This window comes from Methylophilus methylotrophus DSM 46235 = ATCC 53528 (assembly GCF_000378225.1).
Taxonomy (GTDB): domain Bacteria; phylum Pseudomonadota; class Gammaproteobacteria; order Burkholderiales; family Methylophilaceae; genus Methylophilus; species Methylophilus methylotrophus.
Genome location: NZ_KB905141.1, coordinates 1310717 through 1336418, shown reverse-complemented (window position 1 = coordinate 1336418; position 25702 = coordinate 1310717). Strand labels below are relative to the sequence as shown.

29 protein-coding genes and 1 tRNA gene are annotated in these 25702 nt (G+C 48.4%); 18 read left to right on the top strand and 12 right to left on the bottom strand.

Features of this window, described 5'->3' with window-relative positions:
• Positions 1 to 10 precede the first annotated feature (10 nt).
• The 8 genes from secY to rplQ all read left to right on the top strand — a co-directional run bounded on the left by secY (position 11) and on the right by rplQ (position 4725).
• The gene (secY, locus tag F463_RS0106525) at positions 11 to 1324 is read left to right on the top strand and encodes a preprotein translocase subunit SecY (RefSeq protein WP_018986259.1); all 1314 of its coding nucleotides are present in this window, start codon (positions 11 to 13) and stop codon (positions 1322 to 1324) included.
• A gap of 3 nt (positions 1325 to 1327) precedes the next feature.
• The gene (infA, locus tag F463_RS0106520) at positions 1328 to 1546 is read left to right on the top strand and encodes a translation initiation factor IF-1 (RefSeq protein ID WP_018986258.1); all 219 of its coding nucleotides are present in this window, start codon (positions 1328 to 1330) and stop codon (positions 1544 to 1546) included.
• Between the two features lie 24 nt (positions 1547 to 1570).
• On the top strand, positions 1571 to 1684 hold the full coding sequence (gene rpmJ / locus F463_RS14765) for a 50S ribosomal protein L36 (protein WP_081620790.1): 114 nt from the start codon (positions 1571 to 1573) through the stop codon (positions 1682 to 1684).
• Between the two features lie 109 nt (positions 1685 to 1793).
• Complete coding sequence (rpsM, locus tag F463_RS0106515) at positions 1794 to 2156, top strand: 30S ribosomal protein S13 (protein ID WP_018986257.1); 363 nt, start codon at positions 1794 to 1796, stop codon at positions 2154 to 2156.
• Positions 2157 to 2195: 39 nt separating this feature from the next.
• Positions 2196 to 2585 (top strand): 30S ribosomal protein S11, encoded by a 390-nt coding sequence (gene rpsK / locus F463_RS0106510; protein ID WP_018986256.1) that lies wholly within the window; start codon positions 2196 to 2198, stop codon positions 2583 to 2585.
• A gap of 47 nt (positions 2586 to 2632) precedes the next feature.
• Positions 2633 to 3262 carry a 30S ribosomal protein S4 gene (rpsD, locus tag F463_RS0106505; RefSeq protein ID WP_018986255.1) on the top strand — a complete coding sequence of 210 codons (630 nt, stop codon included), beginning with the start codon at positions 2633 to 2635 and terminating at the stop codon, positions 3260 to 3262.
• Positions 3263 to 3318: 56 nt separating this feature from the next.
• A complete protein-coding gene (locus tag F463_RS0106500) occupies positions 3319 to 4305 on the top strand; it encodes a DNA-directed RNA polymerase subunit alpha (protein ID WP_018986254.1) in 987 nt (328 codons plus the stop codon).
• 33 nt (positions 4306 to 4338) lie between these two features.
• Positions 4339 to 4725, top strand: a complete 387-nt coding sequence (gene rplQ / locus F463_RS0106495; RefSeq protein WP_018986253.1) for a 50S ribosomal protein L17 — start codon at positions 4339 to 4341, stop codon at positions 4723 to 4725.
• A 55-nt stretch (positions 4726 to 4780) separates the two neighbouring features.
• On the opposite strand, the gene F463_RS0106490 is transcribed toward rplQ, so the two are convergent.
• Positions 4781 to 5014 (bottom strand): glutaredoxin family protein, encoded by a 234-nt coding sequence (locus F463_RS0106490; RefSeq protein ID WP_018986252.1) that lies wholly within the window; start codon positions 5012 to 5014, stop codon positions 4781 to 4783.
• A gap of 77 nt (positions 5015 to 5091) precedes the next feature.
• Here F463_RS0106490 and mgtE point away from each other — a divergent pair, with 77 nt between their 5' ends.
• Together mgtE and F463_RS0106480 are read left to right on the top strand one after the other, a co-directional pair.
• A complete protein-coding gene (mgtE, locus tag F463_RS0106485) occupies positions 5092 to 6549 on the top strand; it encodes a magnesium transporter (protein ID WP_018986251.1) in 1458 nt (485 codons plus the stop codon).
• A 9-nt stretch (positions 6550 to 6558) separates the two neighbouring features.
• A complete protein-coding gene (locus tag F463_RS0106480) occupies positions 6559 to 7851 on the top strand; it encodes a mechanosensitive ion channel family protein (RefSeq protein ID WP_018986250.1) in 1293 nt (430 codons plus the stop codon).
• Positions 7852 to 7918: 67 nt separating this feature from the next.
• Here the strand turns inward: F463_RS0106480 and rpmG are convergent, their stop codons facing one another.
• From rpmG to coaBC, 5 genes are all read right to left on the bottom strand, one after another.
• Positions 7919 to 8074: a 50S ribosomal protein L33 gene (gene rpmG, locus F463_RS0106475; RefSeq protein WP_013441158.1), complete on the bottom strand. Its 156-nt coding sequence runs from the start codon at positions 8072 to 8074 to the stop codon at positions 7919 to 7921.
• Between the two features lie 31 nt (positions 8075 to 8105).
• The gene (rpmB, locus tag F463_RS0106470; RefSeq protein ID WP_018986249.1) at positions 8106 to 8342 is read right to left on the bottom strand and encodes a 50S ribosomal protein L28; all 237 of its coding nucleotides are present in this window, start codon (positions 8340 to 8342) and stop codon (positions 8106 to 8108) included.
• A gap of 95 nt (positions 8343 to 8437) precedes the next feature.
• Positions 8438 to 8890, bottom strand: a complete 453-nt coding sequence (gene dut, locus F463_RS0106465; RefSeq protein ID WP_018986248.1) for a dUTP diphosphatase — start codon at positions 8888 to 8890, stop codon at positions 8438 to 8440.
• A 122-nt stretch (positions 8891 to 9012) separates the two neighbouring features.
• A complete protein-coding gene (locus F463_RS0106460; protein ID WP_033413055.1) occupies positions 9013 to 11133 on the bottom strand; it encodes a TonB-dependent receptor family protein in 2121 nt (706 codons plus the stop codon).
• A 106-nt stretch (positions 11134 to 11239) separates the two neighbouring features.
• Entirely contained in the window at positions 11240 to 12421 is a 1182-nt protein-coding gene (gene coaBC, locus F463_RS0106455) for a bifunctional phosphopantothenoylcysteine decarboxylase/phosphopantothenate--cysteine ligase CoaBC (protein ID WP_018986245.1), read from the bottom strand.
• Positions 12422 to 12520: 99 nt separating this feature from the next.
• On the opposite strand from coaBC, the gene F463_RS0106450 reads away from it, so the two are divergent.
• Both F463_RS0106450 and radC read left to right on the top strand, forming a co-directional pair.
• On the top strand, positions 12521 to 13288 hold the full coding sequence (locus F463_RS0106450; protein ID WP_018986244.1) for a hypothetical protein: 768 nt from the start codon (positions 12521 to 12523) through the stop codon (positions 13286 to 13288).
• 21 nt (positions 13289 to 13309) lie between these two features.
• Positions 13310 to 13984, top strand: coding sequence for a RadC family protein (gene radC / locus F463_RS0106445; RefSeq protein WP_018986243.1), 675 nt, complete (start codon positions 13310 to 13312; stop codon positions 13982 to 13984).
• Positions 13985 to 14002: 18 nt separating this feature from the next.
• Here the strand turns inward: radC and F463_RS0106440 are convergent.
• Positions 14003 to 14078 (bottom strand) — tRNA-Val (locus F463_RS0106440).
• Positions 14079 to 14200: 122 nt separating this feature from the next.
• The gene (locus tag F463_RS0106435; RefSeq protein WP_033413053.1) at positions 14201 to 14434 is read right to left on the bottom strand and encodes an ANTAR domain-containing protein; all 234 of its coding nucleotides are present in this window, start codon (positions 14432 to 14434) and stop codon (positions 14201 to 14203) included.
• A 257-nt stretch (positions 14435 to 14691) separates the two neighbouring features.
• On the opposite strand from F463_RS0106435, the gene F463_RS0106430 reads away from it, so the two are divergent.
• The 6 genes from F463_RS0106430 to F463_RS0106405 all read left to right on the top strand — a co-directional run bounded on the left by F463_RS0106430 (position 14692) and on the right by F463_RS0106405 (position 20611).
• A complete protein-coding gene (locus F463_RS0106430) occupies positions 14692 to 16743 on the top strand; it encodes a carbon starvation CstA family protein (RefSeq protein ID WP_026295375.1) in 2052 nt (683 codons plus the stop codon).
• Between the two features lie 11 nt (positions 16744 to 16754).
• Entirely contained in the window at positions 16755 to 16940 is a 186-nt protein-coding gene (locus F463_RS0106425) for a CstA-like transporter-associated (seleno)protein (RefSeq protein ID WP_018986240.1), read from the top strand.
• Complete coding sequence (locus F463_RS0106420; RefSeq protein ID WP_245545141.1) at positions 16913 to 17188, top strand: TIGR03643 family protein; 276 nt, start codon at positions 16913 to 16915, stop codon at positions 17186 to 17188. Before F463_RS0106425 ends, F463_RS0106420 begins: the two co-directional genes overlap by 28 nt.
• 103 nt (positions 17189 to 17291) lie before the next feature.
• Positions 17292 to 19148: a dihydroxy-acid dehydratase gene (ilvD, locus tag F463_RS0106415; protein ID WP_026295373.1), complete on the top strand. Its 1857-nt coding sequence runs from the start codon at positions 17292 to 17294 to the stop codon at positions 19146 to 19148.
• Positions 19148 to 20083 carry a D-hexose-6-phosphate mutarotase gene (locus tag F463_RS0106410; RefSeq protein ID WP_018986237.1) on the top strand — a complete coding sequence of 312 codons (936 nt, stop codon included), beginning with the start codon at positions 19148 to 19150 and terminating at the stop codon, positions 20081 to 20083. Before ilvD ends, F463_RS0106410 begins: the two co-directional genes overlap by 1 nt.
• Positions 20084 to 20287: 204 nt before the next feature.
• Complete coding sequence (locus F463_RS0106405) at positions 20288 to 20611, top strand: c-type cytochrome (RefSeq protein ID WP_018986236.1); 324 nt, start codon at positions 20288 to 20290, stop codon at positions 20609 to 20611.
• A 99-nt stretch (positions 20612 to 20710) separates the two neighbouring features.
• Here the strand turns inward: F463_RS0106405 and F463_RS0106400 are convergent, their stop codons facing one another.
• The 4 genes from F463_RS0106400 to hemF are packed head-to-tail and all read right to left on the bottom strand — an operon-like array spanning position 20711 to position 25682.
• Positions 20711 to 22063, bottom strand: a complete 1353-nt coding sequence (locus F463_RS0106400; RefSeq protein WP_018986235.1) for a sodium-dependent transporter — start codon at positions 22061 to 22063, stop codon at positions 20711 to 20713.
• An 8-nt stretch (positions 22064 to 22071) separates the two neighbouring features.
• Positions 22072 to 23406: an alanine/glycine:cation symporter family protein gene (locus tag F463_RS0106395; RefSeq protein WP_018986234.1), complete on the bottom strand. Its 1335-nt coding sequence runs from the start codon at positions 23404 to 23406 to the stop codon at positions 22072 to 22074.
• Between the two features lie 54 nt (positions 23407 to 23460).
• Entirely contained in the window at positions 23461 to 24765 is a 1305-nt protein-coding gene (locus tag F463_RS0106390) for a M18 family aminopeptidase (protein ID WP_018986233.1), read from the bottom strand.
• Positions 24766 to 24767: 2 nt separating this feature from the next.
• Positions 24768 to 25682 (bottom strand): oxygen-dependent coproporphyrinogen oxidase, encoded by a 915-nt coding sequence (gene hemF, locus F463_RS0106385; protein WP_018986232.1) that lies wholly within the window; start codon positions 25680 to 25682, stop codon positions 24768 to 24770.
• Positions 25683 to 25702 lie beyond the last annotated feature (20 nt).

Here is a 25702-nt window from a genome sequence, read left to right as displayed (position 1 = left end):
GAGTATCAGCTTGGCACAGGATAATATCTTAAGTTCCGTCGGCAAACTGGGCGAATTAAAAAGCCGTTTGTGGTTCTTGTTGGGTGCATTGGTGGTTTACCGCTTGGGTGCACATATTCCAGTGCCAGGCATTGATCCGACTGTCTTGAAGCAGTTGTTCGATACGCAGAAAGATGGCATTTTGGGCATGTTTAACATGTTCTCCGGTGGTGCGTTATCCCGCTTCACCGTGTTTGCCTTAGGTATCATGCCTTACATTTCTGCCTCGATTATCATGCAGTTGCTGACTGTGGTTTCACCGCAGTTGGAGCAGCTAAAAAAAGAAGGTGAAGCTGGCCGACGCCAGATTACTAAATATACCCGCTACGGCACTGTGCTGCTGGCAACATTCCAAGCATTAGGTATTGCCATTGCTTTGGAAGGCCAGGCGGGCTTGGTATTGGATCCTGGTTTTGCGTTCCGCATAACAGCAGTCACTACCTTAGTTGCGGGTACGATGTTCTTGATGTGGTTGGGTGAGCAGATTACCGAACGTGGTATTGGTAACGGCATTTCAATCATTATTTTTGCGGGTATTGTGGCAGGACTGCCGCACGCGATTGGAAGTACGCTGGATCTGGCGAAAACCGGTGCATTCTCTATTCCACTGGTCATGTTCCTGTTTGTTGCTGTGATTCTGGTGACCGCGTTGGTTGTGTTTGTTGAGCGTGGCCAGCGCAAGATTACTGTGAACTATGCCAAGCGTCAGGTGGGTAACCGTATTTACGGTGGTCAGTCTACGCATTTGCCTTTGAAGTTGAATATGTCTGGTGTGATTCCACCGATTTTCGCTTCAAGCATTATTTTGTTCCCCGCCACATTGGCAGGCTGGTTTGGTAGCAGTGAGCATATGTATTGGTTGAAGGATGTCAGCGCGAAGCTTTCTCCCGGTCAGCCGTTGTACATTTTGTTGTTTGCTGCAGCGATATTGTTTTTTGCTTTTTTCTACACGGCATTGGTATTCAATCCCAAGGAAACGGCAGATAACCTGAAGAAAAGTGGTGCGTTTGTCCCAGGTATCCGTCCTGGTGAGCAAACTGCTAAATATATTGACCGCATCATGGGTCGGTTGACTTTAATTGGTGCGTTGTACATAACACTGGTTTGTTTGTTACCAGAGTTTTTAGTGTTGAAATTTAACACCCCGTTCTATTTTGGTGGTACTTCATTGCTGATTATCGTTGTCGTCACAATGGATTTTATGACCCAGGTGCAATCGCACCTGATGTCCCAGCAGTATGAAGGCCTGCTCAAAAAGGCAAACTTTAAGGGGACGGGTAAGTAAAAAATGGCTAAAGAGGATCGGATAGAGATGCAGGGGGAGATTCTTGAGAATTTACCCAATGCAACTTTTAAAGTGAAACTGGAAAATGGTCATACTGTACTAGGTTACATTTCAGGCAAGATGCGGATGCATTACATCCGTATTCTGCCAGGTGACAAAGTCACTGTGGAAATGACCCCTTATGATTTAACCCGTGCGCGAATTACATTCCGCGCAAAGTAAGTGATTTAAATAAAGGAAAGTAAGATGAGAGTTCGCGCATCAGTTAAAACATTATGCCGTAACTGTAAAGTCGTAAGACGTCGCGGTGTTGTTCGCATTATTTGTACTGACCCACGTCATAAACAACGTCAAGGTTAATGGTAAAACAATTGCTTGTGAGTGCTCTGATTGGCTGATATAATATGCGGCTTTTCTTTTCTACGCACAAGTTTGATCGTGAAAAACGATTGATTATTGGAGTTTAAGTATGGCTCGTATTGCCGGGGTAAATATCCCAAACCACAAACATGCAGAAATTGCTCTGACCTCTATCTACGGTATTGGTCGCAATACTGCGCAGAAAATCTGTGCTGCAGCTGGTGTTTTGACAACAGTGAAAGTCAAGGATCTGAGTGATGCAGAAGTAGAAAAACTGCGTGATGAAGTGGCTAAATACACTGTAGAAGGTGACCTGCGTCGTGAAGTCACCATGAACATCAAGCGTTTGATGGACCTTGGTTGCTACCGTGGTATCCGCCATCGTCGTGGCTTACCAGTGCGCGGTCAGCGTACCAAAACCAATGCGCGTACTCGCAAAGGCCCGGTTAAAGCCATCAAGCAAGCTAAATAATCTTTATTGAACAAAAGTAAATATTAAGGACAGTACAACATGGCAAAAGCTAATGTACGCGTTAGAAAAAAAGTTAAAAAGAATATTGCCGAGGGTATTGCTCACGTGCACGCTTCTTTTAACAACACGATTATCACGATTACCGATCGTCAGGGCAATGCGTTGTCATGGGCTACTTCCGGTGGTCAGGGTTTTAAAGGTTCACGTAAGAGTACCCCATTTGCTGCACAGGTCGCTTCTGAAGTAGCTGGTAAAGCTGCTCAGGAATCTGGTGTGAAGAATCTGGAAGTTCGTATCAAAGGTCCAGGTCCAGGTCGTGAATCTGCTGTGCGTGCGTTGAATGCTGCTGGTTTCAAAATCACTAGCATTACCGATGTGACACCGGTACCTCATAACGGTTGCCGCCCACCGAAAAAACGCAGAATTTAATTCATTTCGCTATCACAGATTAGCGAATCGATTACTGGAGAACTATTTTGGCTAGAAATTTAGACCCTAAATGCCGTCAATGCCGTCGTGAAGGTGAAAAGCTGTTTCTAAAAGCAGAGAAATGCTTTACAGACAAATGCGCGATTGAGAAGCGCAACTTCGCACCAGGTCAGCATGGTCAACGCCGTAACTCACGCCTGTCAGATTACGGTGTGCAACTGCGTGAGAAGCAAAAAGTACGTCGTATTTATGGCGTATTGGAAGGTCAATTCCGTACATATTACGCTGAAGCGGACCGTCAAAAAGGTATTACAGGTGAGAGCCTGTTGCAGTTGCTGGAGTCCCGCCTGGACAATGTAGCATACCGCATGGGTCTGGCAGGCTCACGTTCTGAGGCACGTCAGGTTGTGCGTCACAACGCGATTTTGGTTAACGGCAAGCGCGTAAACATTCCTTCATACCAAGTGAAGGCTGGCGACGTGATTACTGTAGCTGATAAAGCAAAAACACAATTGCGTATTAAAGCTGCTGTTGAAGCGGCTGAACAACGTGGTTTCCCTGAGTGGTTGGAAGTCGACGTCAAAGCATTGTCTGGTAAGTTTAAGGCTAAACCTCAGCGTGATGAGTTGCCTGCTACCATCAATGAATCATTGATCGTTGAATTGTATTCTAAGTAATCGCTTAGTCTAGACTAAGGTTTATTTTTTAATACCCAATTACTTCAAGGAATTGTATGCAAAATAACCCTACAGATTATTTGAAGCCACGTGTTGTGGACGTTGAAGTGATTACTCCACTGCGTGCACGTGTGACTTTAGAGCCAATGGAACGTGGCTTTGGCTATACCTTGGGTAATGCGTTGAGAAGAGTTTTGCTCTCTTCCATTCCGGGTTTTGCCATCACTGAAGTAAAAATTGATGGTGTTGTACATGAGTACTCCACTATCGAAGGTGTGCAAGAAGACGTTGTTGACATCTTGCTGAACCTGAAAGGTGTTGCTTTAAAACTGCACAATAAAACTGAAACCATTTTGGTGTTGAACAAATCTGGTGAAGGTATTGTGACTGCTGGTGATTTTGAAGTTGGCCACGATGCTGAGATTGTTAACCCAAACCACATCATCGCTAACATCACTAAAGGCGGTAAGCTGAACCTGGAAGTGAAAGTTGAAATGGGCCGTGGCTACCAGCCAGTCCCAGCCCGTCAGAAAGCCAACGATGAAGATCGCGTGTTGGGTTTCATGATGGTGGATGCCTCTTTCAGCCCGATCAACAAAGTGAGCTATCATGTTGAGAGTGCACGTGTTGAGCAGCGTACTGACCTCGACAAACTGATTATGGATGTTGAGACTAACGGCATCATCGAGCCAGAGCAGGCTATTCGTGATGCAGCGCGTATCCTCATTGGTCAGCTGTCTGTGTTCGCAAATCTGGAAGGTGCTTCCGCTGATGTTGAAGTGAAAGCAGCTCCACAGGTAGATCCTATCCTGTTGCGCCCAGTTGATGACCTGGAACTGACAGTACGTTCTGCCAACTGCCTTAAAGCAGAAAACATTTTCTACATTGGTGATCTGATTCAGCGTACAGAAAACGAATTGCTGAAAGCGCCTAACCTGGGTAGAAAATCATTGAATGAAATTAAAGACGTGTTGGCCTCCAAAGGCTTGACACTGGGAATGAAGCTGGAAAACTGGCCACCTGTTGGCTTGGAAAAAGCTTAATTTCTAATAAGATAAATACTTAAGGAAATTACTATGCGTCACGGTAATAGCAATCGTAAATTGAACAGAACCAGCAGCCATCGTGCTGCCATGTTCCGCAACATGGTGACCTCTTTGCTGCGTCACGAAGTGATCAAAACAACTTTGCCAAAAGCAAAAGAGCTGCGCAAATATGCTGAGCCTCTGATCACTTTGGGTAAAACACCTACTCTGGCAAACCGTCGTCTGGCGTTCAGCCGTCTGCGTGACCGCGATATCGTTGGCAAACTGTTCGGTGAACTGGGCCCACGTTACAATGCACGTAATGGTGGTTACCTGCGTATTCTGAAATGTGGTTTCCGCCAAGGTGACAATGCTCCTATGGCATTTGTTGAGTTGGTAGACCGCCCAGAATTGGCTGAAGCACCAGCCGCGGAATAGTACTGACGCATAAATAAAAAAGCCAGCAACCGCTGGCTTTTTTATTGTCTGATATTTACTGTTTTAACCAGGCGCTGACCTTGTCAGCATCAAATGGCCAATACAACCCTTTCTCGCATGCCATGCTCTCTAATAAGACCGGAATATGGATTTCATACAGCGCCAGCAATTTTTCGTTATCTATGATGTCTAGATATTGGTAAGACACGTCAAGCGTTTGCAGAATGTGCTCTGCTTGTTCGCATAAATGGCAGCCCTGGGTGCCTAATAATATCAACTGGTTTTGCATAAAACTCTAGGTAGTGTCATCAACGCTTTGTACAATAATACCTGCAAAAATAACGCCTGCTCAACATTGGATAATGCATGACAGAAAATCAAGAACATGATGAGAAAGTGTCCGAAGGCAAGGAAAGCCTGAGTGATACTTTGCAGCAGGTCATCCACTTGCTGGATAAGCACAAATTGGTTGAGCATGTGGTACATAGGCAAGATATGCCTAATCATGACCTGGTTGAAAATCTTGTTCACAAGCAGAATCTGAATATCCTGCAACACAAGCTGGACCAGCTGCACCCCGCTGACGTGGCTTATATCCTTGAATCCTTGCCATTGGATGACCGCCTCATGGTGTGGGACTTGGTCAAAGCCGAGCGTGATGGTGAGATACTGCTTGAGGTGTCTGACGCTGTTCGCCAGACGCTGATTGCAGACATGGATAGTGAAGAGTTGCTGGCGGCAGCAGAGCAGCTGGATACCGACGAGCTGGCTGACTTGGCGCCGGACTTGCCAAAAGACGTGTTGCAGGACCTGCTATATAGTCTGGATACGCAACATCGTGAGCGTTTGCAATCAGCTTTGTCGTATCCGGAAGACACTGTGGGTGCCATCATGGATTTCGATATCGTCACCATTCGCGATGATATTACGCTGGAAGTGGTGTTACGTTATCTGCGCAGGTTGCCAAAATTCCCAGACCATACGGATAAACTCTTTGTCATTAATCGCGATGATATCCTGCAAGGCGTACTGCCCCTTAAACGTATTATCTTGAATGACCCTGAAACAAAAGTCGGTGACATTATGTCCACCGACGCGGTGGTGTTTCATCCTGAAGACATGGCAGACCAGGCGGCAATGGCCTTCGAACGCTATGACCTGGTGACTGCACCGGTGGTGGATAATAACCGCAAACTCGTCGGCCGTATTACGGTAGATACGGTGATGGATATTATCCGTGAAGAAGCCGAGGCAGATATGCTCTCCTGGGCAGGTTTGCGTGAAGAGGAAGATTTCTTTGCTTCTATTTGGAAGTCGGTACAAAACCGTTGGGCGTGGCTGGCGATTAACCTCGTCACCGCGCTGGTCGCTTCACGCGTGATTGGTCTGTTTGAAGGCAGCATTGAAAAAATCGTTGCATTGGCCGCACTGATGCCTATTGTTGCCGGCATAGGCGGCAACTCTGGCAACCAAACCACCACCATGATTGTACGTGGTCTGGCGTTAGGACAGATTTCCGGTTACCACATGAAGTCACTGCTACAAAAAGAAATGGGCGTTGCCCTGCTCAACGGTTTGTTGTGGGGTGGGGTGCTCGGCTTGGTTGCCTACTGGCTGTATCATAATGCGGCACTTGGCCTGGTCATGATGGCGGCTATGACGCTTAACTTATTACTGGCTGCCGTGATTGGTGTAACGATTCCCTTGGTGATGAATAAGTTGGACCGTGATCCTGCCGTGGGCTCTAGCGTGCTGATTACTGCCATCACCGACAGTGGCGGATTTATGATTTTCCTTGGCCTAGCCACTATCTTCTTGTTATAACAATCAATCATGGATCACGATATTAATATTCTTTGGAAAGAAATTGCGCATGACCTGAGTTCTGGCTCGGCGTTATGGCAATTATTCATTATAGGCGCTGTGCTTGCGGTCAGCGGTCTGTTGAATCTGCATCTGCGCAAGCAAATTGCTGCCGGGCGTGTAAACGTTGTTTATAAAATGCTACTAGGTGGGATTGAGCGACTTTTTTTCCCGCTGGTGGCATTTTTAATGCTATTGATTGCTCGGTTGGCGCTTGAGCATTGGATGCACGTGGGGCTGATCAAGCTGTCAGTGCGAATGTTGCTGGCCATGGTCGTGATTCGCAGTTTGGTCTATGTGCTGCGTTATGTATTTTCACCGGGCGCCTGGTTGCACTCGTTTGAGCGCATTATCGCCTGGAGCGTGTGGGTGATTGTCGCTTTGCATATCAGTGGCTTTCTTGACCCTGCATTGCAAATTCTCGAAGACGTGAAATTCAGTATAGGCAAGCAGAAGCTTAATCTGCTGTTGCTGTTGCAAGGCAGCCTGACCATTGTCATCACCATGCTGGCGGCATTGTGGCTGAGCCGCATGATAGAACTCAGGCTCATGGCAGTCACTAACATTAATGGCAACTGGCGTGTCATTATGGTCAAGTTGGTGCGAATGGTGGCGATTGTGATTGCCTTGTTAATGTCGATGGCGGCGGTGGGGATTGATGTCACCATGTTGTCAGTGTTTGGCGGGGCACTTGGCGTAGGCTTGGGTTTTGGTTTGCAAAAGATCGCGAGTAACTACGTGAGCGGCTTTATCATCTTGATGGATAAGTCTCTGCACATGGGCGACCTCATTACCATTGGGGAGCATCATGGTGTTGTGCAAGAGTTGCGCTCTCGCTACATGATCCTGCAGAAGCCCGACGCGACAGAAATCATCATTCCTAACGAGAAGATGATTACTGATGTGGTAATTAATCATACCTCTGCAGTACATACAGCCAAGGTGCCTATTCCCATTCAGATATCCTATGAAAGCGACCTTGATCTGGCGATACAATTACTAAAAGAAATCGGTAGAACACACGAGCGAACCATTCAGGATGATGCAGCGGTTGATGTCATCATCAAATCATTTGGCCAAAATGGCATTGATTTAGTATTAGCGATATGGGTTCCCAACCCTGAGGAGGGGACAGCCAAATTGCAAAGCGACATTTATTACGAGATTTGGCGGCGCTTCAAAGCCAATAATATTCGGATTCCATACCCACAGCAGGACGTGCGTATTATCTCTTCTCCAAACACTGTTAATGGCGAAGCATAAAGAAATAATCAAGGACAATAAAAAAGCCTGCATATGCAGGCTTTTTTATTGAAACTTTAAATTGAAATTATTTCAATTTAGTTTCTTTGTACATGACATGCTTGCGAGCAACTGGATCAAACTTTTTGATTTCCATTTTCTCAGGCATAGTACGTTTGTTTTTAGTAGTGGTATAGAAGTGACCTGTACCAGCACTGGATTCCAATTTGATTTTTTCACGCATGATATTGTCCTTTGCTCACTAGTGCCGCGAGTTAGATTTTTTCGCCAGCAGCGCGCAAATCAGCCAATACTGCATCGATACCATTTTTGTCGATGGTACGCAAAGCGGCGTTAGTAATGCGCAGGCTTACCCAGCGGTTTTCGCTCTCAACCCAAAACTTACGGTTTTGCAAGTTAGGCAAGAAACGACGTCTTGTTTTGTTTTGTGCGTGGGAAACGTTGTTGCCCACCATAGGTTTTTTACCGGTTACCTGACATACACGTGCCATGGTTATCTCCAAATACTTTTATCTTTTCAGAAAGAGCGAGATTATAGATTGAAATCGATGATCAAATCAAGCAATTATTGCAATTTTTCAAACAATTAGTGCTTGCCTGTGCTACCAAAGCCGCCTTCACCACGTTCGCTGCTGGCAAATTCGTCAACAATATGAAAATCCGCCTGCACAACAGGCACAATCACCATCTGTGCAATCCGTTCCATCGGGTTCAGGATGAACGGTTCTTTACTGCGGTTCCAGCACGAGACCAGCAATTGCCCTTGGTAATCTGAATCGATCAGCCCTACCAGGTTGCCCAGCACAATACCGTGCTTATGACCTAAGCCAGAGCGCGGCAAAATCATGGCAGCGTAATAAGTATTGTCAATATGAATAGCCATGCCGGTAGGAATCATGACCGTTTCGCCCGGCTGTATCGTTTGTGTGTGCTCAATACAGGCCCGCAGATCCAGGCCGGCTGATCCTGGCGTTGCATAGCTTGGCATCATGTGATGCAAACGTGGGTCAAGAATCTTGAGGTCTACGGTAATCGACATGCTGCATGCTCCAGAAAGAGATTGCGCTATTAAACACGAAATGTGGTCGAAAATCACTAATTGCGATAAGCACTATGCAACAAAAAAGCCAGCAAATGCTGGCTTTAAATAGGTTGATGTATTTAGAACTTGTATTGCGCGCTCAAGCCGACGAGATAGTTGCGGTCTGCAGCTGTTTCATAAAACAATCTGTTTCCATCATTAATTCTTACTGAGCCGATATATTCTTTATCAAACATATTTTCTATGCGAATAAATTCTTTAAATCTCCAGTTGGTTAAGTTTTGCTCAAATCCTGCACGCAGATTGAAGATGGTATAAGAAGGAGCTGATTCACTATTCACATCATCCACATACACTTTGCTGTTATGACGACCTTCAAACGCTGTGAAGAATCCCAGCGGGGCATAGCTCCAGGCAATTTCGCCATAAATCTGGCTACGATAAGTTCCAGGAATCTTATTGCCTGCTAATACTGTTCTTGTTGTTGTGGTTGTAGGTCTGAATGTAAACGAATCTTTAAACTCAGCGTCCAGTAAAGTGTAAGCAAAATAAGTGCTGATATTATTTTCATATCTGGAGTCAATCGAGAATTCTAAACCTTTACGTTCCGTCTTCCCTGCATTGGTGAAAGAGGAGCGGCCAGCATTAGTAAGTGAGGTGACGATTTCATCGTCGGTCATTACCTTAAACAGGGTAACGTTCATTCTAGTGCTATCGTTCAAAAATGCCTTGGCACCAATTTCATAATTATTACTTTCTGACGCTTTCAAACCCAAATTCGGCTTACTCGCGACACCGGTGGCAACGTTATCAAATGCCGCTTCAACGAAGGTCGGGGTCTCAAACCCTTTGCCGAAGTTAACATAAAAATTCAGGGCCTCAGTGGCTTTCCAGACAGCGCCGATCACTGGGGTGGTTTTTTGGTATTCTACGTTGCCACTATTGTCGCCATTGACGGTAAGTAAATCGTCTTTTACTTTTAATCTGACTTTTGTATGGCGTGCCCCGGCATGAATGTCTACACTAGGAGCCACAGAGAGCTTACCTTGAATGTATTGGTCGAAGTTATTTACAATATTATCTTCAATCCTGTTGGGGCCTAAGCTTGCCCCTTGAATGTTGGTGTCTTTTCTGAGGTCGGAAGATTTCCCATATGTTAGGCCTAAGCTGATAGTGTAAGGCATGAGACCTAATTTGCCATTATTATCCCAGCGGGCATCCATGCCATAAAATTCTCGGTCTATTTCGCTCAAGCGTCCGTTAGTAGCAGCAAAGGTAGTAGCAGTAGCCGTTGTAGTGAGAACTTGCGCATTTCTACGTGACCCTACATATGGGATCAAACTGATTTTATTGTTTTCGTTAAATGTATGTTCTAGATTGAAGCCTATCTGAGTATGATCACGTTTCACGCCAGTATTTGCAAATGTTGCTGCGGCAACCGCTGAGTCTCTGGTTGAGCGTGAAAATGCTCGTGCGCGATCCAGTCCTAATGGATCCTGGGCATCTTGCTCAAACCAATTCACCAATGAAGTGAGCTTGGTGTCTTCGCTAATGTTAAATTTGAACTTGGCAGTGGCCATTTGTTTGTTGCCTTTGCCATGATCACGGAAACTATTGGTTTCAAAGTTGGAAATATTCAATAGATATTCAACATTTTCAGATTGCCCAGCAGCCTCTAATATTTGCCGTTTCGTATCATAACTGCCAAACATGGCGGTAGCGCCAACTTCAGGTGATTGTGGTGAGTTTTTTGTCATCATCTGGATGACGCCACCAGAGGAGTTTCCGTAAAGTGATGAGAAGGGTCCGCGCATTACTTCGATACTTTTAATGGCAGATAAATCAACCACCCCTGGCTGGCCTTGACCATCGGGCATGGTGAGTGGAATGCCATCCACATACACTCTTACTCCTCGCACGCCAAAAGCAGAGCGTGAGCCAAAACCACGAGTAGAAATTTGAGGATCCTGGGCTTGATTGTTTCTGTTTTGTGCTGTGATGCCTGGCACGCGAATCAGACTTTCAGATAATTGCATCTGCAACTGGCCGTCCTTGATGTCTTTTTCACTCACCACATCAATGGCGACCGGCAGGTCAAAACTATTTTGTGCCTGCCGGGTAGCAGTGACCACTACAGGAGATAGGGTAATAGTGTTTTCGTCATCCGCCATGACTGGAATTGGGCTATTTAGCGCCGCGGAAATTGCAATGGATAAGGGAGTAAGACGGAGTGCGCGCATCTTTATTCTCAATACTAAAATTAAACTGCGCGATTGTAAGCTGAGTGTCAGCTGGAGCAACTCAGTATTTTCATGAAAATACTGACAAATACTTGTTTGTCGGCCTTTAAGTGACCTTGGTATTGATATAGCTCAACAGTTTGTAGGCGATATTTTCTTTGGTATCAGTTTCTAGCGAATGGTTACCTTGCTCATCAATAATAGTGACCGTATTTTGATCACTGCCCATCGCGGTGCTGGCATGGTTAGCCACAATCATAGGAATGCATTTTGCCACTCTTTTTTGTTGGGCGTAGTCGAGTACGTGTTCCGTTTCCGCAGCAAAACCTACGCAGTAGGGTGGGTTAGGTAAGCTGGCAACATCTGCCAAGATGTCTTTATTTTTAATAAGGTTAATTGTAAGTGTTTCCTCACTTTTTTTTATTTTCTGCGTTGAGGAAACCTCTGGTCTATAGTCGGCGACAGCGGCCACGCCAATAAAAATATCCTGCGAGGCCACATGTTGCATCACTGTTTGATACATTGCTTGTGCGCTACCGGCAAAAATATCCTGGGTGACAGGAGGGCATGCAGCATGCGTGTGACCATGCACCACAGTGACTTTTGCGCCCATGCGCATGGCAACCCGCGCCAACGCGTAGCCCATTTTGCCACTGCTGATATTGGTGATGCCTCGCACAGGGTCGAGCATTTCCATGGTTGCGCCAGCAGTGATCAGGATTTTTTTTCCGGCAAATAATTTGGGTGTAAAAAAAGTCTCTATACCTTCGAGCAAATCTTCAGGCTCCAGCATTCTGCCTTGGCCGATTTCACCGCAAGCCTGCTCACCACTGTCCGGTCCCAGTATGGTGATACCGTCTTGTTGCAGTTGTGTAACGTTGCGTTGTGTCGCTGCGTTTTCCCACATTTGCCTGTTCATTGCAGGGGCGACCATAAGTGGGCACTCACGTGCCAAGCACAGTGTAGAGAGTAAGTCGTTGGCAAAACCATGTGCCAATTTAGCAATAAAGTCGGCGCTAGCAGGAGCTATCAGGATTGCATCCGCTTTACGGCTCAGCTCGATATGTGGCATGCCATTAGATATACGCTGATCCCAGCTATCAACAAAAACCGGGTTGCCGGAAAGTGCTTGCAACGTTGTAGGCGTGATGAAATGTGTTGCAGCCTCTGTCATCACCACTTGTACGCTGTGCCCCTGTTTAACCAACAGGCGTATGAGCTCTGCAGTTTTGTAGGCGGCAATGCCGCCAGTCACGCCGAGCAGTAGATGAAGAGGCCGATGAGTCATGCTGGCATTTTAACTGCAAAGCATGCGGATTGCCATTGATGGGATGTGCAGCGTCTTCTTTAAATATGTTAACATGTGGTAACGAATGGGATGGCGCGCATGTTAAAGTTGGTCAGAATTTTTTTCTGGGTAGTGGTCGTGTTGACGGCATTGATGCAGCTTTGGCAAGAGTATCAACTCCTGCAATGGCACAAGCCTTTAAATGTGGTGTTATATCCGGTCAATGCCGATGCAGCGCCCGTGGTGGATACTTATATCACCAGTCTGCGGGAACATGATTTTGAGGTGATTGCACAGTTTTTCTCGAGAGAGGCGCACAAGTACCAGTTACCTTTAAGCCGCCCAATTAATTTATATCTTGGGCCTGAAATTCATGAAGTGCCACCCGCCCCGCCTGCCATTAATGGTCATTGGCCGGATATCATCCTGTGGAGCCTCAAGTTCAGGTGGTTCAGCTGGGGGCATCAGCCGTCAGTGGGTGTACCCATGGATATCAAGCTTTATCTGTTATATCACGATCCATCCCTGCATACACATCTGATGCATTCGACTGCACTGCACAAAGGCAGGATAGGTCGGGTGAACCTGTTTGCTGACCATCGTCAGCATGCGGTTAATACCGTCATCATCGCACATGAGTTGCTACACACCTTGAGTGCCGGTGACAAGTATGACCTCAATACAAACCTGCCTTTGTTTCCCCAGGGTTATGCCGAGCCTTACCTGCAACCAGTTTATCCGCAACAGCTGGCTGAAGTCATGGCAGTTAAAGTGCCAATCACCCCACGCAGGGCGCGTATGGCAAAAGGGCTGGAAGAAACCGTCATTGGCAGGCCGACGGCGCGTGAAATTGGATGGACCAAATAAACAGGTAACCTGGGAGAAATAATGGCAATTACAGACTGGCCGGAGCAGGAACGGCCGCGGGAAAAACTGTTGCGTACTGGGGTGGTAGCCCTATCTGATGCAGAACTGTTGGCTATTTTTTTACGTGTTGGTGTCCCCGGTAAGACGGCGGTCGATCTGGCCAGGGATCTGTTACAAAAATTTAAAAGCCTGAATGGTATTTTTTCGGCCAGCTTGAGCGAAATGCAAAGTGTGTATGGCATGGGTGCCAGCAAATATTGCCAACTGCAAGCCGTCCTTGAAATGAGCAAGCGCGCATTGGGTGAGACCTTGCAACAAGCAGACAGTTTTTGTTCGCCAGCCCAGGTAAAGCATTATTTGCAACTGCAATTATCCGCACTGCAGCGAGAAGTGTTTGGCATTATGTTTTTGGATGCGCAGAACCGTTTGATTACCTATGAAACCCTGTTCGAAGGTAGTTTGATGCAAACCAGTGTGTATCCGCGCGAGGTGGTCAAGCGAGCCCTGGCATTGAACGCTGCTGCCTTGATATTAAGTCACAATCATCCGGGCGGTAGTGCAAATCCTAGCCGGGCAGACGAGCAGTTAACACAGAGTTTGAAAGACGCATTAAGCCTGGTAGATATTAAGGTTCTAGACCACATTGTGGTGGCCGGACAATCTACATTTTCGTTCAGTGAGCGGGGATTGATCTAGTGATTGCAGGCGGTGGGATGGTGGGTGCTAACGGGGTCGAACCGCTGACATTCGCCTTGTAAGGGCGACGCTCTACCAACTGAGCTAAGCACCCGTGCCTTGCAACGAAGCGCGCATTATACCGAAACTCTTTTTTCCTGCAAGCCTCAGTAAAAAAATTTTTGGTAAAAACAGTGGGAAGCAATCTTGACGCGGTCGCCAGTCATGGCGAAGCAATTAAATAGTCAATCGTTTGGTGATATTGACTAGCTGCAAGGAAATATCAGCCACGCCGGTTTTGCGTTTCTCGGCCATTTCTAATAAAAGAGCATATGCTTGTTCTTCGCTCAAGTCTCGCTGATGCATCAGGATATCTCTGGCTGAGTCGACCAATTTCTGGTCAGCCGGGCTGAGCAGGATGCGCGGGGTGGAGCTTGGTGGCGCTGGCGTGTCTGTAATCAAGGGTCTCATTGCAAATCTTAGAAAAAACTTCTAATACAGATTAGCAATCCCCATGCCAGATGGTAGATGTTTGTTAACTGTATGATTATAAATAGTAATTGTTATGGTATGGAAACTTGAAGCTGTTTGGTCTCAGGGTAAAGGCTGCACCATGACAGTGCCGTTGCACCACCTGACGGATCGTTGAGTGCGGGATGTTTTTGCGCGCCATGGGTCTTTTTGTTACAGTGCAAATCATTAAAAAAACAGGAAAGAATTCCATCACTATGAAAGCTTTTTGGAGTCGTGCAGGCTGGGCGGGTGTGGCCTTGTTGGGAACTGCAGCGTTGGCAAATGTGGCGTTGGCGAGGGGTGAGTCGCTCAACGCATTATGGCTGATCACGGCAGCCATCTGCGTCTATTTGATTGGCTACCGCTTTTATGCCGCCTGGATTGCGGCCAAGGTGTTGGCAATAGAGGCGACGCGGGCGACACCTGCTGAGCGCTTGAATAACGGTCGCGATTATGTGCCCACCAATCGCTGGGTCGTATTTGGGCATCATTTTGCAGCGATTGCCGGGCCAGGCCCGTTGGTGGGCCCAACCCTGGCGGCACAATTCGGTTATTTACCCGGCACCTTGTGGATATTGATAGGGGCTGTACTTGGCGGGGCCGTACAGGATATGGTCACCCTATTTTTGTCGACTCGCCGCAATGGCCGAAGCCTGGGGCAGATGGCGCGTGATGAAATTGGCGCGATAGGGGGGACCGCAGCGCTGATCGGCACATTCATGATTATGATTATCCTGATTGCGGTGCTGGGTCTGGTGGTGGTCAACGCCATGAAACATAGTCCCTGGGGGACTTCAACGGTCGCTGCAACTATCCCGATTGCCATGCTGGTAGGGGTGTATATGCGTTATCTGCGCCCAGGGCGCGTGCTTGAGGCATCTTTGCTTGGCGTGGCGCTACTGCTGGCCTCTGTCGTGTTAGGTGGCTGGGTAGATCACCATCCGCAATTGGCCGCCCTGTTTGATCATGAAGGCTTACCGCTGGCATTTAGTATTATTGGCTATGGGTTTGCGGCAGCGGTGTTGCCGGTGTGGTTGCTGCTTGCGCCGCGCGATTACTTGTCCACTTTTATGAAACTGGGCACGGTCATCATGTTGGCGCTTGCGATCTTGTGGTTGCATCCTGAAATTCATATGCCTGCCATCACGCCTTTTATTGATGGTACTGGTCCTATTTTTGGTGGCAAGCTGTTCCCGTTTGTATTCATTACGATTGCCTGTGGGGCGATTTCGGGTTTTCATGCACTGATAGCCAGCGGAACCACGCCGAAACTGATTACCAGTGAAAATGATATCCGTGTCATTGGCTATGGCGCCATGTTGCTGGAAAGCTTTGTTGCGATTATGGCCATGGTGGCCGCTACCGTGCTGGAGCCAGGCGTGTATTTCGCGATCAACAGCCCTGCAGGCGTGGTGGGCAAGGAAGCATTGGATGCAGTGAACACCATTAGCAGCTGGGGCTATCAGGTGACAGTGGAGCAGATGCAGTATCTTGCCAGTGCCATGGGGGAAAGTACTTTATTTGCCCGAACTGGTGGCGCCCCCAGTCTAGCAGTGGGGATGGCCAGTATTCTGGGGAATGTGTTTGGTGAGCATCTGCTGGCGTTGTGGTATCACTTTGCCATTATGTTTGAGGCAATTTTTATTCTTACCACGCTCGATGCCGGTACTCGCGTCGGCCGTTTCATGTTGCAAGACATGCTGGGTAACCTGCATCCCAAGCTGGGTGAAACCTCTTATACGCCTTCTGTGATCTTGACCAGTGCACTCGTCGTTGCAGGCTGGGGATATTTTCTCTATATAGGTGTTATTGATCCGAATGGTGGCGTCAACATTTTGTGGCCGCTGTTCGGTATCGCCAACCAGATGCTGGCAGCAATCGCATTGTCGGTGGGCACCGGCATTCTGATCAAATCCGGCAAGGCATCTAAAGCCTGGATTACCGGCTTGCCTCTGGTTTGGCTGCTGATCATTACTACCACTGCCGTCTATGAAAAAGTCTTTAGCGATGATGTTCGTGTAGGTTTTTTTGCTGCTGCAAACGATTTATCGCAAAAACTGTCTACTGGATTGCTACCCCCTGAAAAAGCTGCCGTGGCGCCACAATTAATTTTTAACCAGCAACTGGATGCCTGGCTGACTGTGTTTTTTGTCCTGATGTTATGGATAGTCGTGCTGGATATGCTACGCATGAGCTGGCGCAGTTTGGCGGGGAAAACAGTGCTGCCCAGTAGTGAAACGCCTTATGTGGCAAGCCGGTTGAGCTAAGGAGAAGCAATATGCGCAAGTTAAACATGTTTTGGCAGCGAGTCCGTCAGCTGTCTGGTGACGATGCTTATGAGCGCTACCTGGCGCACTACAATGAGCATCATGCCAAGCCTGGTGAAGCCGCACCTTTAACGCGCGCTAATTTTTTTAAACAATGGCAGGATCAAAAGTGGACAGGCATCAAACGCTGTTGCTAACTGAAGGGGATATTTCGCGCATCATCGAAATGGCGTGGGAAGATCGCACCCCATTCGAGGCGATTAAACATCAGTTTGGTCTCAGCCAGGCCGAGGTCATTGTGCTGATGCGTAGTCAATTAAAGCCTCGCGTATTTATCTCCTGGCGCAAGCGCACACGCGGACAACAGACTAAACATTCCGCTTTACGTAGTCCTAAAGTCAACCGGCACTGTTCATCATTTCAGCACAAGCAGGTGCGGCCTTAGCATTTTTTATCGCCTGCGCTGAATGTAACAAGTCTGTTTCAGTCGCGCATGCGGCTGCGGATTCAGTTAAAATAAGATTTTAACGACAATCCTAGTGTTTCTCATGCCTAAATACCGTTCTCACACGACGACACAAGGTCGTAACATGGCTGGTGCACGCGCATTGTGGCGCGCCACCGGCATGAAAGATGAAGATTTCTCCAAGCCAATTATTGCAGTGGCCAACTCCTTTACCCAGTTTGTGCCTGGTCATGTGCACCTGAAAGACCTGGGTCAATTGGTCGCCCGCGAGATTGAGAAGGCGGGTGGCGTTGCCAAGGAATTTAATACCATTGCTGTAGACGACGGTATTGCCATGGGGCATGGTGGCATGTTGTATAGCTTGCCCAGCCGCGACCTGATTGCCGATAGCGTGGAATATATGGTCAATGCGCATTGTGCCGATGCGCTGGTGTGTATTTCCAACTGTGACAAGATTACCCCAGGCATGTTGATGGCGGCTTTGCGCCTCAATATCCCAGTGGTCTTTGTATCCGGTGGTCCGATGGAGGCCGGTAAAGTCAACTGGCAGGGCAATATCCGTAAACTGGATCTGGTGGATGCTATGGTGGAAGCGGCTGACAGCCATGTCAGCGATGCCGAAGTGGCTGAGGTAGAGCGCTCTGCCTGCCCAACCTGTGGTTCCTGTTCTGGAATGTTTACGGCCAACTCCATGAACTGCCTGACAGAGGCACTGGGCCTGAGCTTGCCTGGTAATGGTTCGACGCTGGCGACGCATGCAGCGCGTAAACAACTGTTCTTGCAGGCTGGCCGCTTGATCGTGGAGTTGGCAAAACGCCATTACGAACAGGATGATTATTCCGTTCTGCCGCGCAATATTGCCACCATGAAAGCGTTTGAGAACGCCATGAGCCTGGATGTGGCCATGGGTGGCTCTACCAATACGGTATTGCATTTGCTGGCCGCTGCGCACGAGGCCGGGGTGGACTTCACCATGAAAGACATCGACCGTATCTCTCGCCAGGTTCCCTGCGTATCTAAAGTAGCGCCTGCTACCAGCAAATACCATATGGAAGACGTACACCGCGCGGGCGGCGTGATGGGCATTCTGGCGGAACTCAACCGCGCCGGGGTGATTCATACTGAAGTGCCTACCGTTCATAGTGCGAGCATGGGCGAAGCATTGGCCCAATGGGATATCGTCACCACGCAAGACGAAGAAGTGAAAAAGTTTTATCGCGCAGCACCAGGCGGCATTTCAACCACCATCGCATTTAGCCAGAGCATGTTGTGGCCTGATCTGGATGATGACCGTGAGAACGGCTGTATCCGCAACAAGGCCCATGCCTATTCACAAGATGGTGGCTTGGCGGTGCTGTACGGCAATATCGCACTGGATGGGTGTATTGTGAAAACGGCTGGCGTGGATGACAGCATCCTTAAATTTACTGGCCGTGCCCGTGTTTTTGAAAGTCAGGATTCTGCGGTCGAGGCCATTCTGGCCGATAAGATTGTGGCTGGGGATGTAGTGGTGATCCGCTACGAGGGTCCGCGTGGTGGACCTGGCATGCAAGAAATGCTGTATCCGACCTCTTACCTGAAGTCTAAAGGTCTGGGCAAAGCCTGTGCCTTGCTGACCGATGGCCGTTTTTCAGGCGGTACCTCAGGCTTGAGTATCGGCCATGCTTCGCCAGAGGCGGCCGAGGGTGGAGCGATTGGCTTGGTGCAAGAGGGCGATACCATTGAAATTGATATTCCTAACCGCACCATACACCTGGCTGTGAGTGACGAAGAAATGGCCCATCGTCGCGGCAATATGGAAGCTAAAGGAAGTAATGCCTGGAAGCCATTGAATCGTGAGCGCTCAGTTTCGCCTGCCTTACGCGCGTATGCGGCCATGAGCACAAGTGCGGCTAAAGGGGCTGTGCGCGATGTATCACAGATTGAAAGGAGAAGATAATGAACAACGAATGCGGCATCCTCTCCAAGAGTATGGAAATGACCAAGCGCATGAAGTTACATGCACATGTGAACCAATGGCAGGATGAAAATGGGTTGCAGTATCTGGAAATCGACAATCCCCTAGCCACCGGCAAAATTGCGCTGCAAGGGGCTCATGTCATGCATTGGCAGCCAAAGTTTTTGGCGAACCCGGTGCTGTGGCTATCCAGCAATGCGCGATATGTCAAAGGCCGTTCAATTCGTGGTGGCGTGCCTATTTGCTGGCCATGGTTTGGTGCGCACCCTACCGATAGTACGCTGTGTCCACATGGGTTTGCCCGTGTCATTCCATGGCGTGTAATGGATATTGATGCTACCCCCACCGGTGCAACCCGTATCATTCTTGAGATGCAACAGACGCCTGAAGCGCAGCGTCAGTTATCCTATCCTTATGAGTTGACCTTGACGATCACCATAGGCCGTCGCTTGCGTATTGACCTAGCGACGACCAATCATGCCGAACACCCCTTTGTCATTGGGGAAGCCTTTCACACTTACTTTAATGTGAGTGACATCTCCAACATCCAGATCACGGGCATGCAGGATCTGGTATATCTGGATAAACTCCTCAAGTATGAACGCAACGTGGAGCATAATGCCCTCACGTTTGATGGCGAAGAGTACGATCGTGTATACGTGCATCACAGCTCGGATTGTGCGATCCACGATAGTGGCTACAACCGTATTATCCATGTTGCCAAATCAGGTAGCGACACGACTGTGGTGTGGAATCCAGGGGCGGACAAAGCGGGTGCCATGGGTGATATGGGTGTAGGTGACGAGTGGCGTAAAACGATTTGTGTTGAGACCACGAATGCGCTAGACAATATGGTCGTGATTAATCCTGGCCGTAAACATATCCTGAGTGCAGAGTACTCTATCGAGACCCTGTAACACCAGTGTGACACATGTCAACCATTAGGTGGCACGCGCGTTTTTAGCATGTTGGCAAAACGCTAAACCAGTTGAATTTATATGAATGGCCGTTGATTTTAACGGTTTTTCTATTGTGGATTTTGCTTGGTCAGGTAATATGCCACATGCATGAGAATTGCATTATGGGGTTCTATTCATTTAGAAGATATTCAAGGAGATCGCATGAAAGTTTTATTTTCCGCAATCGCAGCAGCGACTTTGTTGATGGCTGGTACAGCACATGCTGCTGACGCCGCTGCTGCTAAAGCACTGGCACAAAAAAGTGGCTGCCTGGCATGCCACAGTATTGATGCCAAAGTATTGGGCCCTGCGTACAAAGACGTAGCAGCAAAATACAAAGGCGACAAAGGTGCTGAAGCCAAATTGATTGAAAAAGTTAAAAAAGGTGGTAGCGGTGTTTGGGGTAATATCCCAATGCCAGCAAACAGCCCACAAGTGAAAGATGAAGATATCAAAACCATCGTTGAGTGGATTTTGACACTCTAATCATCATTTAGAGCATGCAGTAAATAGAAAAGCCAGCCTTACCAGCTGGCTTTTTTTTGAGTCATTTTTCGCGCCTTTGATGTGACGTCCATCAGCCTGTTATTGCACATATCCAATTAAGTAAATAAACACCGCGATGATAGCAACAGGGGCAATCATATTGTTAGCAGTTCGCCAGCATTTATAAGTGAATGGATCTAAGCCAAATTCGTGTTGCGTGTGGCTTTTTTTCATAAAGTAACCAGCAAATACAGCCATTAATAGTCCGCCAAGTGGGAGCATGAGGGTGGATGTGAGTTTATCTAACATCTCAAAAATATTTAAATCGAAAAGCACCTTCACATTGGCCCATACATTAAATGATAACACTACACTCAACCCCGTAAGCCAGATGATGAGCCCTAGGACTGTACTGACCATAGTACGTTTGAATGTTGTATTTTCAACCACCCAGGCAATGGTGGGTTCTACTAGTGAAATGGCGCTGGTCCAGGCGGCGAATGCAACCAGCAGGAAAAACAATGTGGCAAAGACATTGCCTGCAGGCATGGCGCCAAATGCAATCGGCAGTGTTTGAAATAGCAGTCCAGGTCCGGCATTAGGGGGTAAATGATTGGCAAATACCAGCGCGTAAATAGCCAGGCCGACTAATAATCCCAGCAAGGTATCTATCAAGGCAATCCAAACGGTAGTGCGCGCAATTGAAACATCGCGATTTAAATAAGAGCCGTACACCATCACCGAGCCCATGCCCAGGCTCAAGGAGAAAAAAGCGTGACCTAATGCTGACAAAACGGCCATGGGGGTGATCTTTGAAAAGTCCGGCGTAAACATGAAATGCGCGGCAGCATGCATATCACCAACTGACATGCTGTAACCAAGCAAGATAAATAGGATCACAAACAATGCTGGCATCAGCACATTGTTGGCTTTTTCGAGACCGGAATTAACGCCACGAGCCACCACGCCCATCACCATGACCATAAAGAGCGTGTGCCAAATGGTGAGCTGTATAGGGTTAGCCAGTAATGCGTTGAAGTTGGATTGCGACTGTGCCGCAGAAATATGGTTAAAGGTATTTCGCATGGCCGCTACGGTGTAACTTAATACCCAGCCAGCAATGACACTGTAAAAGCTTAGTATCAAGACGCCAGCCAGCATGCCCATTGCGCCCATCCAGCGCCATTGATTAGAAACATGAGCTTCTTTTGCCAGTGTATGAATGGCGTCGAGCGGATTTTGTTGCGCGCGTCGCCCGAGCATGATTTCAGTCATCATTAACGGAATGCCGACAAAGAGAATGCATGCGATAAATACCAGTACAAAAGCACTGCCGCCGTTCACCCCTATCATGTAGGGCAGTTTCCATATATTGCCCAAACCAATGGCGGAGCCCGCTGTGGCCAGCATAAATGTCCAACGGTTTTTCCAAGCGCCACGATGCTGTGACATAGCGTTTCCTAAGCGTTATTTTTACTGGAAAAGTAGCGAGTAGTTTCTTGTTTAATGATCTTTGATAGCAATAACAAACCAATCAGATTGGGGATAGCCATTAAGCCATTTGCCAAGTCTGAGAAGTTCCAGACAAATTCAAGGCTGATGATAGCGCCTATCATCACTGCGATGGTAAACGTGACGCGATAAGCTTTAATCCAATGCGACCCTAATAAATACTCGATGGCTTTTTCGCCGTAATAATGCCAGCCGATAAGCGTGGAGTATGCAAATAACGCTGTCGAAATTGCAACGATGACGCGACCAGTATGGCCCAGCGACTCCGCCATACTGCTGCTGGTTAACTCGGCAGGGCTCACTCCCTGCGTCCAGCTGCTGGCAGTCAAAATCACCAACGCCGTCATCGTACACACCACCAGGGTATCGATAAATGTTTGTGTCATGCTGACCAGCGCCTGTTTCACCGGGTGATTGGTGCGCGCAGCCGCAGCCGCAATCGGGGCGGAACCCAGACCTGACTCATTGGAAAATACGCCGCGTGCGATACCAAAACGCATGGCAGCGGCCACAGTGGCCCCGGCGAAGCCGCCCGTTGCAGCACTGGGATTAAATGCATGATAAAAAATAAGGCCAAATGCATGCGGGATTTGTTGGACATGCATGATCAATACCCACAGACTGGCGCCCACATAAGTGACTATCATTAATGGCACCAGAAAAGAAGTAAATCGACCAATCGAGCGTATGCCACCCAAAATGACCAAGCCGGTTAACAGGCTCAACACAATGCCGCTGGTCATGAGCGGGACATTAAAAGTCGCTTCAAAAATTTTGGCTGCAGCATTCGCTTGCGTCATATTGCCAATGCCAAACGCAGCACAAGCAGTAAATACTGCGAAAAGGGTACCCAGCCAAGGTAACCCCGCACCTTTGCTCAGATAATACATTGGCCCACCACGCATGCCGTGAGGACCCTTTTCCCGGTACTTCACAGCCAATACCGCTTCACTGTACTTGGTGGCCATGCCCACTAGCCCGGTTACCCACATCCAGAACACGGCGCCAGGCCCGCCGAGACTAATGGCAGTTGCCACACCGACGATATTGCCAATCCCAACCGTGGCTGCTAGGGCAGTCATTAACGCTGCAAAGTGGCTGATATCCCCCTCATGGTCTTGATCTTTAGTCCATATGAGTTTGAAGGCATGCGGTAGGGCGCGAAATTGCAGGCCCTTAAGGAGAATGGTCAGATACAAGCCTGTACCAACCAGTAAGGTCAGCATCAGTGGGCCCCATACCCAGGTTGAGAGTGTGGCGACGAGTTTTTCTAATGCTTGCATAGTTATCCCTTTGTCTTTCAGGGATTATAGCGATGTTATGAGGGGATGCGCCAGTTATGCAAGAAAGTGTTGTTTGAGTACAGCAATCATCGCGGCATGGTCCAGTACCCCGGCACTTTCACGGATGCTGTGCATGGCCCACATAGGGTTGCCAACATCCACAGTGGCAATGCCCAGTTGAGCTGCCATGATGGGGCCTATGGTGCTACCACAACCTAAATCGGTGCGGTGCGTATATTGCTGATAAGGGGCGCCCGCTTTGTCACATAGCTGGATAAAGCGTGCCGCAGTGACTGCATTGGTGCTGTAGCGTTGATTGGCGTTGGTTTTAATGACGGGACCATGGTTGACGTGTACATGATGGCACGGCTCGTAACTGCCGGCATGATTGGGGTGAAAGGCGTGTGCCATATCCGCGCTGATAAAAAAACTATTGGCAAAACTACGCAGTTTATCTTCTTGTGTGAGTCCGGTGCTATGGCAAATACGTTCTATCACATCCAGCAAAAAGCTGCCGCCGGCACCGGTGGCGCTTTCGGAGCCAACCTCTTCGTGGTCAAACAATGCACAAATAGCCGTCGCTTGCGGTGTTTCGCTGCTTAGCAGGGCTTCCAGGCCAGCGTGGCAGGAGGCTAGGTTATCCAGTTGACTATCGGCAATAAACTCCTGTTCCAGTCCCCAGAAGCTGCCTTTCTGGATGTCATAAAAGGCGAGATCCCAACTGACAATGAGCGATGCGGGAATCGCCAGCTTGCCTGCCAGGGTTTCATTTAATAATTGCTTGGCCGTATCGCTATTGGCGGCATGCCCAAAAATCAGTGGCAGCCCAGTTTGCTTGTTAAGTACCAGGCCTTTTTCGTTTACTTCGCGGTTCATGTGAATCGCGAGGTTAGGCAGGCGGGCAACCGCTTGATCAATCCTGATCAGGCGGCTCTGCAGGCCCTGTTCGGTATGGATGACGACGCGTCCGGCGAGGCTCAGGTCGCGGTCGGTAAATGTTGCCAGAATCGGTCCGCCATATACTTCCACGCCTAATTGCGCCAGGCCTTCAGTGCTATAGGCTGCTTTCGGTTTTAAGCGCAGGCCAGGGGAATCAGTATGTGCCCCGAGAATACGGAAGCCACTTTCCGCCAAGGCTGCCTGGCCCAATGCAAAAGCGATAATTGAGCCGCCATCGCGTATAACAAAATATTTGCCGCCTTTTTTAAATTGCCAGGGTTCGTTTTCCCGCAGGTTTTTAAAACCATGAGCCTTGAGCTGGTTTGCCACATTTTCTACGGCATGCCAAGGGCTGGGACTTTGATCGATAAAATCCAGTAGGGCTTGTGCGTGTTGTCTGGCTTCTACTGAAACTTGCATGGTTACACCCAGTCTTTCTCAATCAAAAAATCGCTGTACAGCTTGGCTTCTGCACTACTGGCTTCTGGTTTCCAGTCATAGCGCCATTTCACTATCGGTGGCATAGACAGCAAAATAGACTCGGTACGGCCATTTGATTGCAGGCCGAAAATCGTGCCGCGGTCAAAAATCAGGTTAAACTCAACATAACGGCCACGGCGATACGCCTGGAAATCGCGCTCACGCTCGCCATAAGCTTTATCCTTTCGGCGTTGCACAATCGGCAAGTAAGCGTTAATAAACGCATCGCCGACGGCACGTTGCAAGGCAAAGCTCTGGTCGAAACCTAATTCACTGAAGTCATCAAAAAACACACCGCCAATCCCACGAGGTTCCTTGCGGTGCTTGAGGAAAAAGTAGCTGTCGCATTCTTTTTTGAATTTGGTGTAATAGTCGGCACCAAAAGGCGCGAGTGCTTCCTTGTTGACGCGGTGGAAGTGTATGCAGTCATCCTCAAAGCCATAATAAGGTGTGAGGTCCATGCCGCCGCCAAACCACCAAATATCCTGTTCACCAGCCTGTTGTGCCTTGGCGACAAAAAATCGCACATTCATATGTACGGTGGGTACGTAGGGATTATGCGGGTGAAATACCAGCGAAACACCCATGGCTTCCCACGGACGGCCAGCGGCCTCAGGGTGGGCCACACTGGCTGCTGGCGGCAACTTGTTCCCCAGCACATGGGAGAATCCAACCCCGGCGCGTTCAAACACATTACCCCCTTCAAGCAGGCATGAGTTGCCGCCACCGCCTTCGGGGCGTTGCCAGCTATCCTGCAGAAAGGTTTTGCCATCGACGAGTTCGATCGCTTCAACGATACGGCTTTGCAATCCTTGCAGGTAATCAAAGACGGCTTGCGGTTGGATGTTCTCTGTCATAACCTGGTTCTTGAGTGCGC

Coding starts and splice junctions, on each gene's coding strand:
- F463_RS0106390 (WP_018986233.1), bottom strand. CDS start 24,765: ATGCAAGTTTCAGTAGAAGCCAGACAACACGCACAAGCCCTACTGGAT.
- hemF (WP_018986232.1), bottom strand. CDS start 25,682: ATGACAGAGAACATCCAACCGCAAGCCGTCTTTGATTACCTGCAAGGA.
- rpmB (WP_018986249.1), bottom strand. CDS start 8,342: ATGGCACGTGTATGTCAGGTAACCGGTAAAAAACCTATGGTGGGCAAC.
- F463_RS0106460 (WP_033413055.1), bottom strand. CDS start 11,133: ATGCGCGCACTCCGTCTTACTCCCTTATCCATTGCAATTTCCGCGGCG.
- F463_RS0106500 (WP_018986254.1), top strand. CDS start 3,319: ATGCAAAATAACCCTACAGATTATTTGAAGCCACGTGTTGTGGACGTT.
- F463_RS0106430 (WP_026295375.1), top strand. CDS start 14,692: ATGAAAGCTTTTTGGAGTCGTGCAGGCTGGGCGGGTGTGGCCTTGTTG.
- F463_RS0106435 (WP_033413053.1), bottom strand. CDS start 14,434: ATGAGACCCTTGATTACAGACACGCCAGCGCCACCAAGCTCCACCCCG.
- rpsM (WP_018986257.1), top strand. CDS start 1,794: ATGGCTCGTATTGCCGGGGTAAATATCCCAAACCACAAACATGCAGAA.
- mgtE (WP_018986251.1), top strand. CDS start 5,092: ATGACAGAAAATCAAGAACATGATGAGAAAGTGTCCGAAGGCAAGGAA.
- radC (WP_018986243.1), top strand. CDS start 13,310: ATGGCAATTACAGACTGGCCGGAGCAGGAACGGCCGCGGGAAAAACTG.
- F463_RS0106425 (WP_018986240.1), top strand. CDS start 16,755: ATGCGCAAGTTAAACATGTTTTGGCAGCGAGTCCGTCAGCTGTCTGGT.
- F463_RS0106405 (WP_018986236.1), top strand. CDS start 20,288: ATGAAAGTTTTATTTTCCGCAATCGCAGCAGCGACTTTGTTGATGGCT.
- F463_RS0106480 (WP_018986250.1), top strand. CDS start 6,559: ATGGATCACGATATTAATATTCTTTGGAAAGAAATTGCGCATGACCTG.
- rplQ (WP_018986253.1), top strand. CDS start 4,339: ATGCGTCACGGTAATAGCAATCGTAAATTGAACAGAACCAGCAGCCAT.
- rpmG (WP_013441158.1), bottom strand. CDS start 8,074: ATGCGTGAAAAAATCAAATTGGAATCCAGTGCTGGTACAGGTCACTTC.
- dut (WP_018986248.1), bottom strand. CDS start 8,890: ATGTCGATTACCGTAGACCTCAAGATTCTTGACCCACGTTTGCATCAC.
- F463_RS0106395 (WP_018986234.1), bottom strand. CDS start 23,406: ATGCAAGCATTAGAAAAACTCGTCGCCACACTCTCAACCTGGGTATGG.
- infA (WP_018986258.1), top strand. CDS start 1,328: ATGGCTAAAGAGGATCGGATAGAGATGCAGGGGGAGATTCTTGAGAAT.
- coaBC (WP_018986245.1), bottom strand. CDS start 12,421: ATGACTCATCGGCCTCTTCATCTACTGCTCGGCGTGACTGGCGGCATT.
- F463_RS0106450 (WP_018986244.1), top strand. CDS start 12,521: ATGTTAAAGTTGGTCAGAATTTTTTTCTGGGTAGTGGTCGTGTTGACG.
- rpmJ (WP_081620790.1), top strand. CDS start 1,571: ATGAGAGTTCGCGCATCAGTTAAAACATTATGCCGTAACTGTAAAGTC.
- F463_RS0106400 (WP_018986235.1), bottom strand. CDS start 22,063: ATGTCACAGCATCGTGGCGCTTGGAAAAACCGTTGGACATTTATGCTG.
- F463_RS0106410 (WP_018986237.1), top strand. CDS start 19,148: ATGAACAACGAATGCGGCATCCTCTCCAAGAGTATGGAAATGACCAAG.
- F463_RS0106490 (WP_018986252.1), bottom strand. CDS start 5,014: ATGCAAAACCAGTTGATATTATTAGGCACCCAGGGCTGCCATTTATGC.
- ilvD (WP_026295373.1), top strand. CDS start 17,292: ATGCCTAAATACCGTTCTCACACGACGACACAAGGTCGTAACATGGCT.
- rpsK (WP_018986256.1), top strand. CDS start 2,196: ATGGCAAAAGCTAATGTACGCGTTAGAAAAAAAGTTAAAAAGAATATT.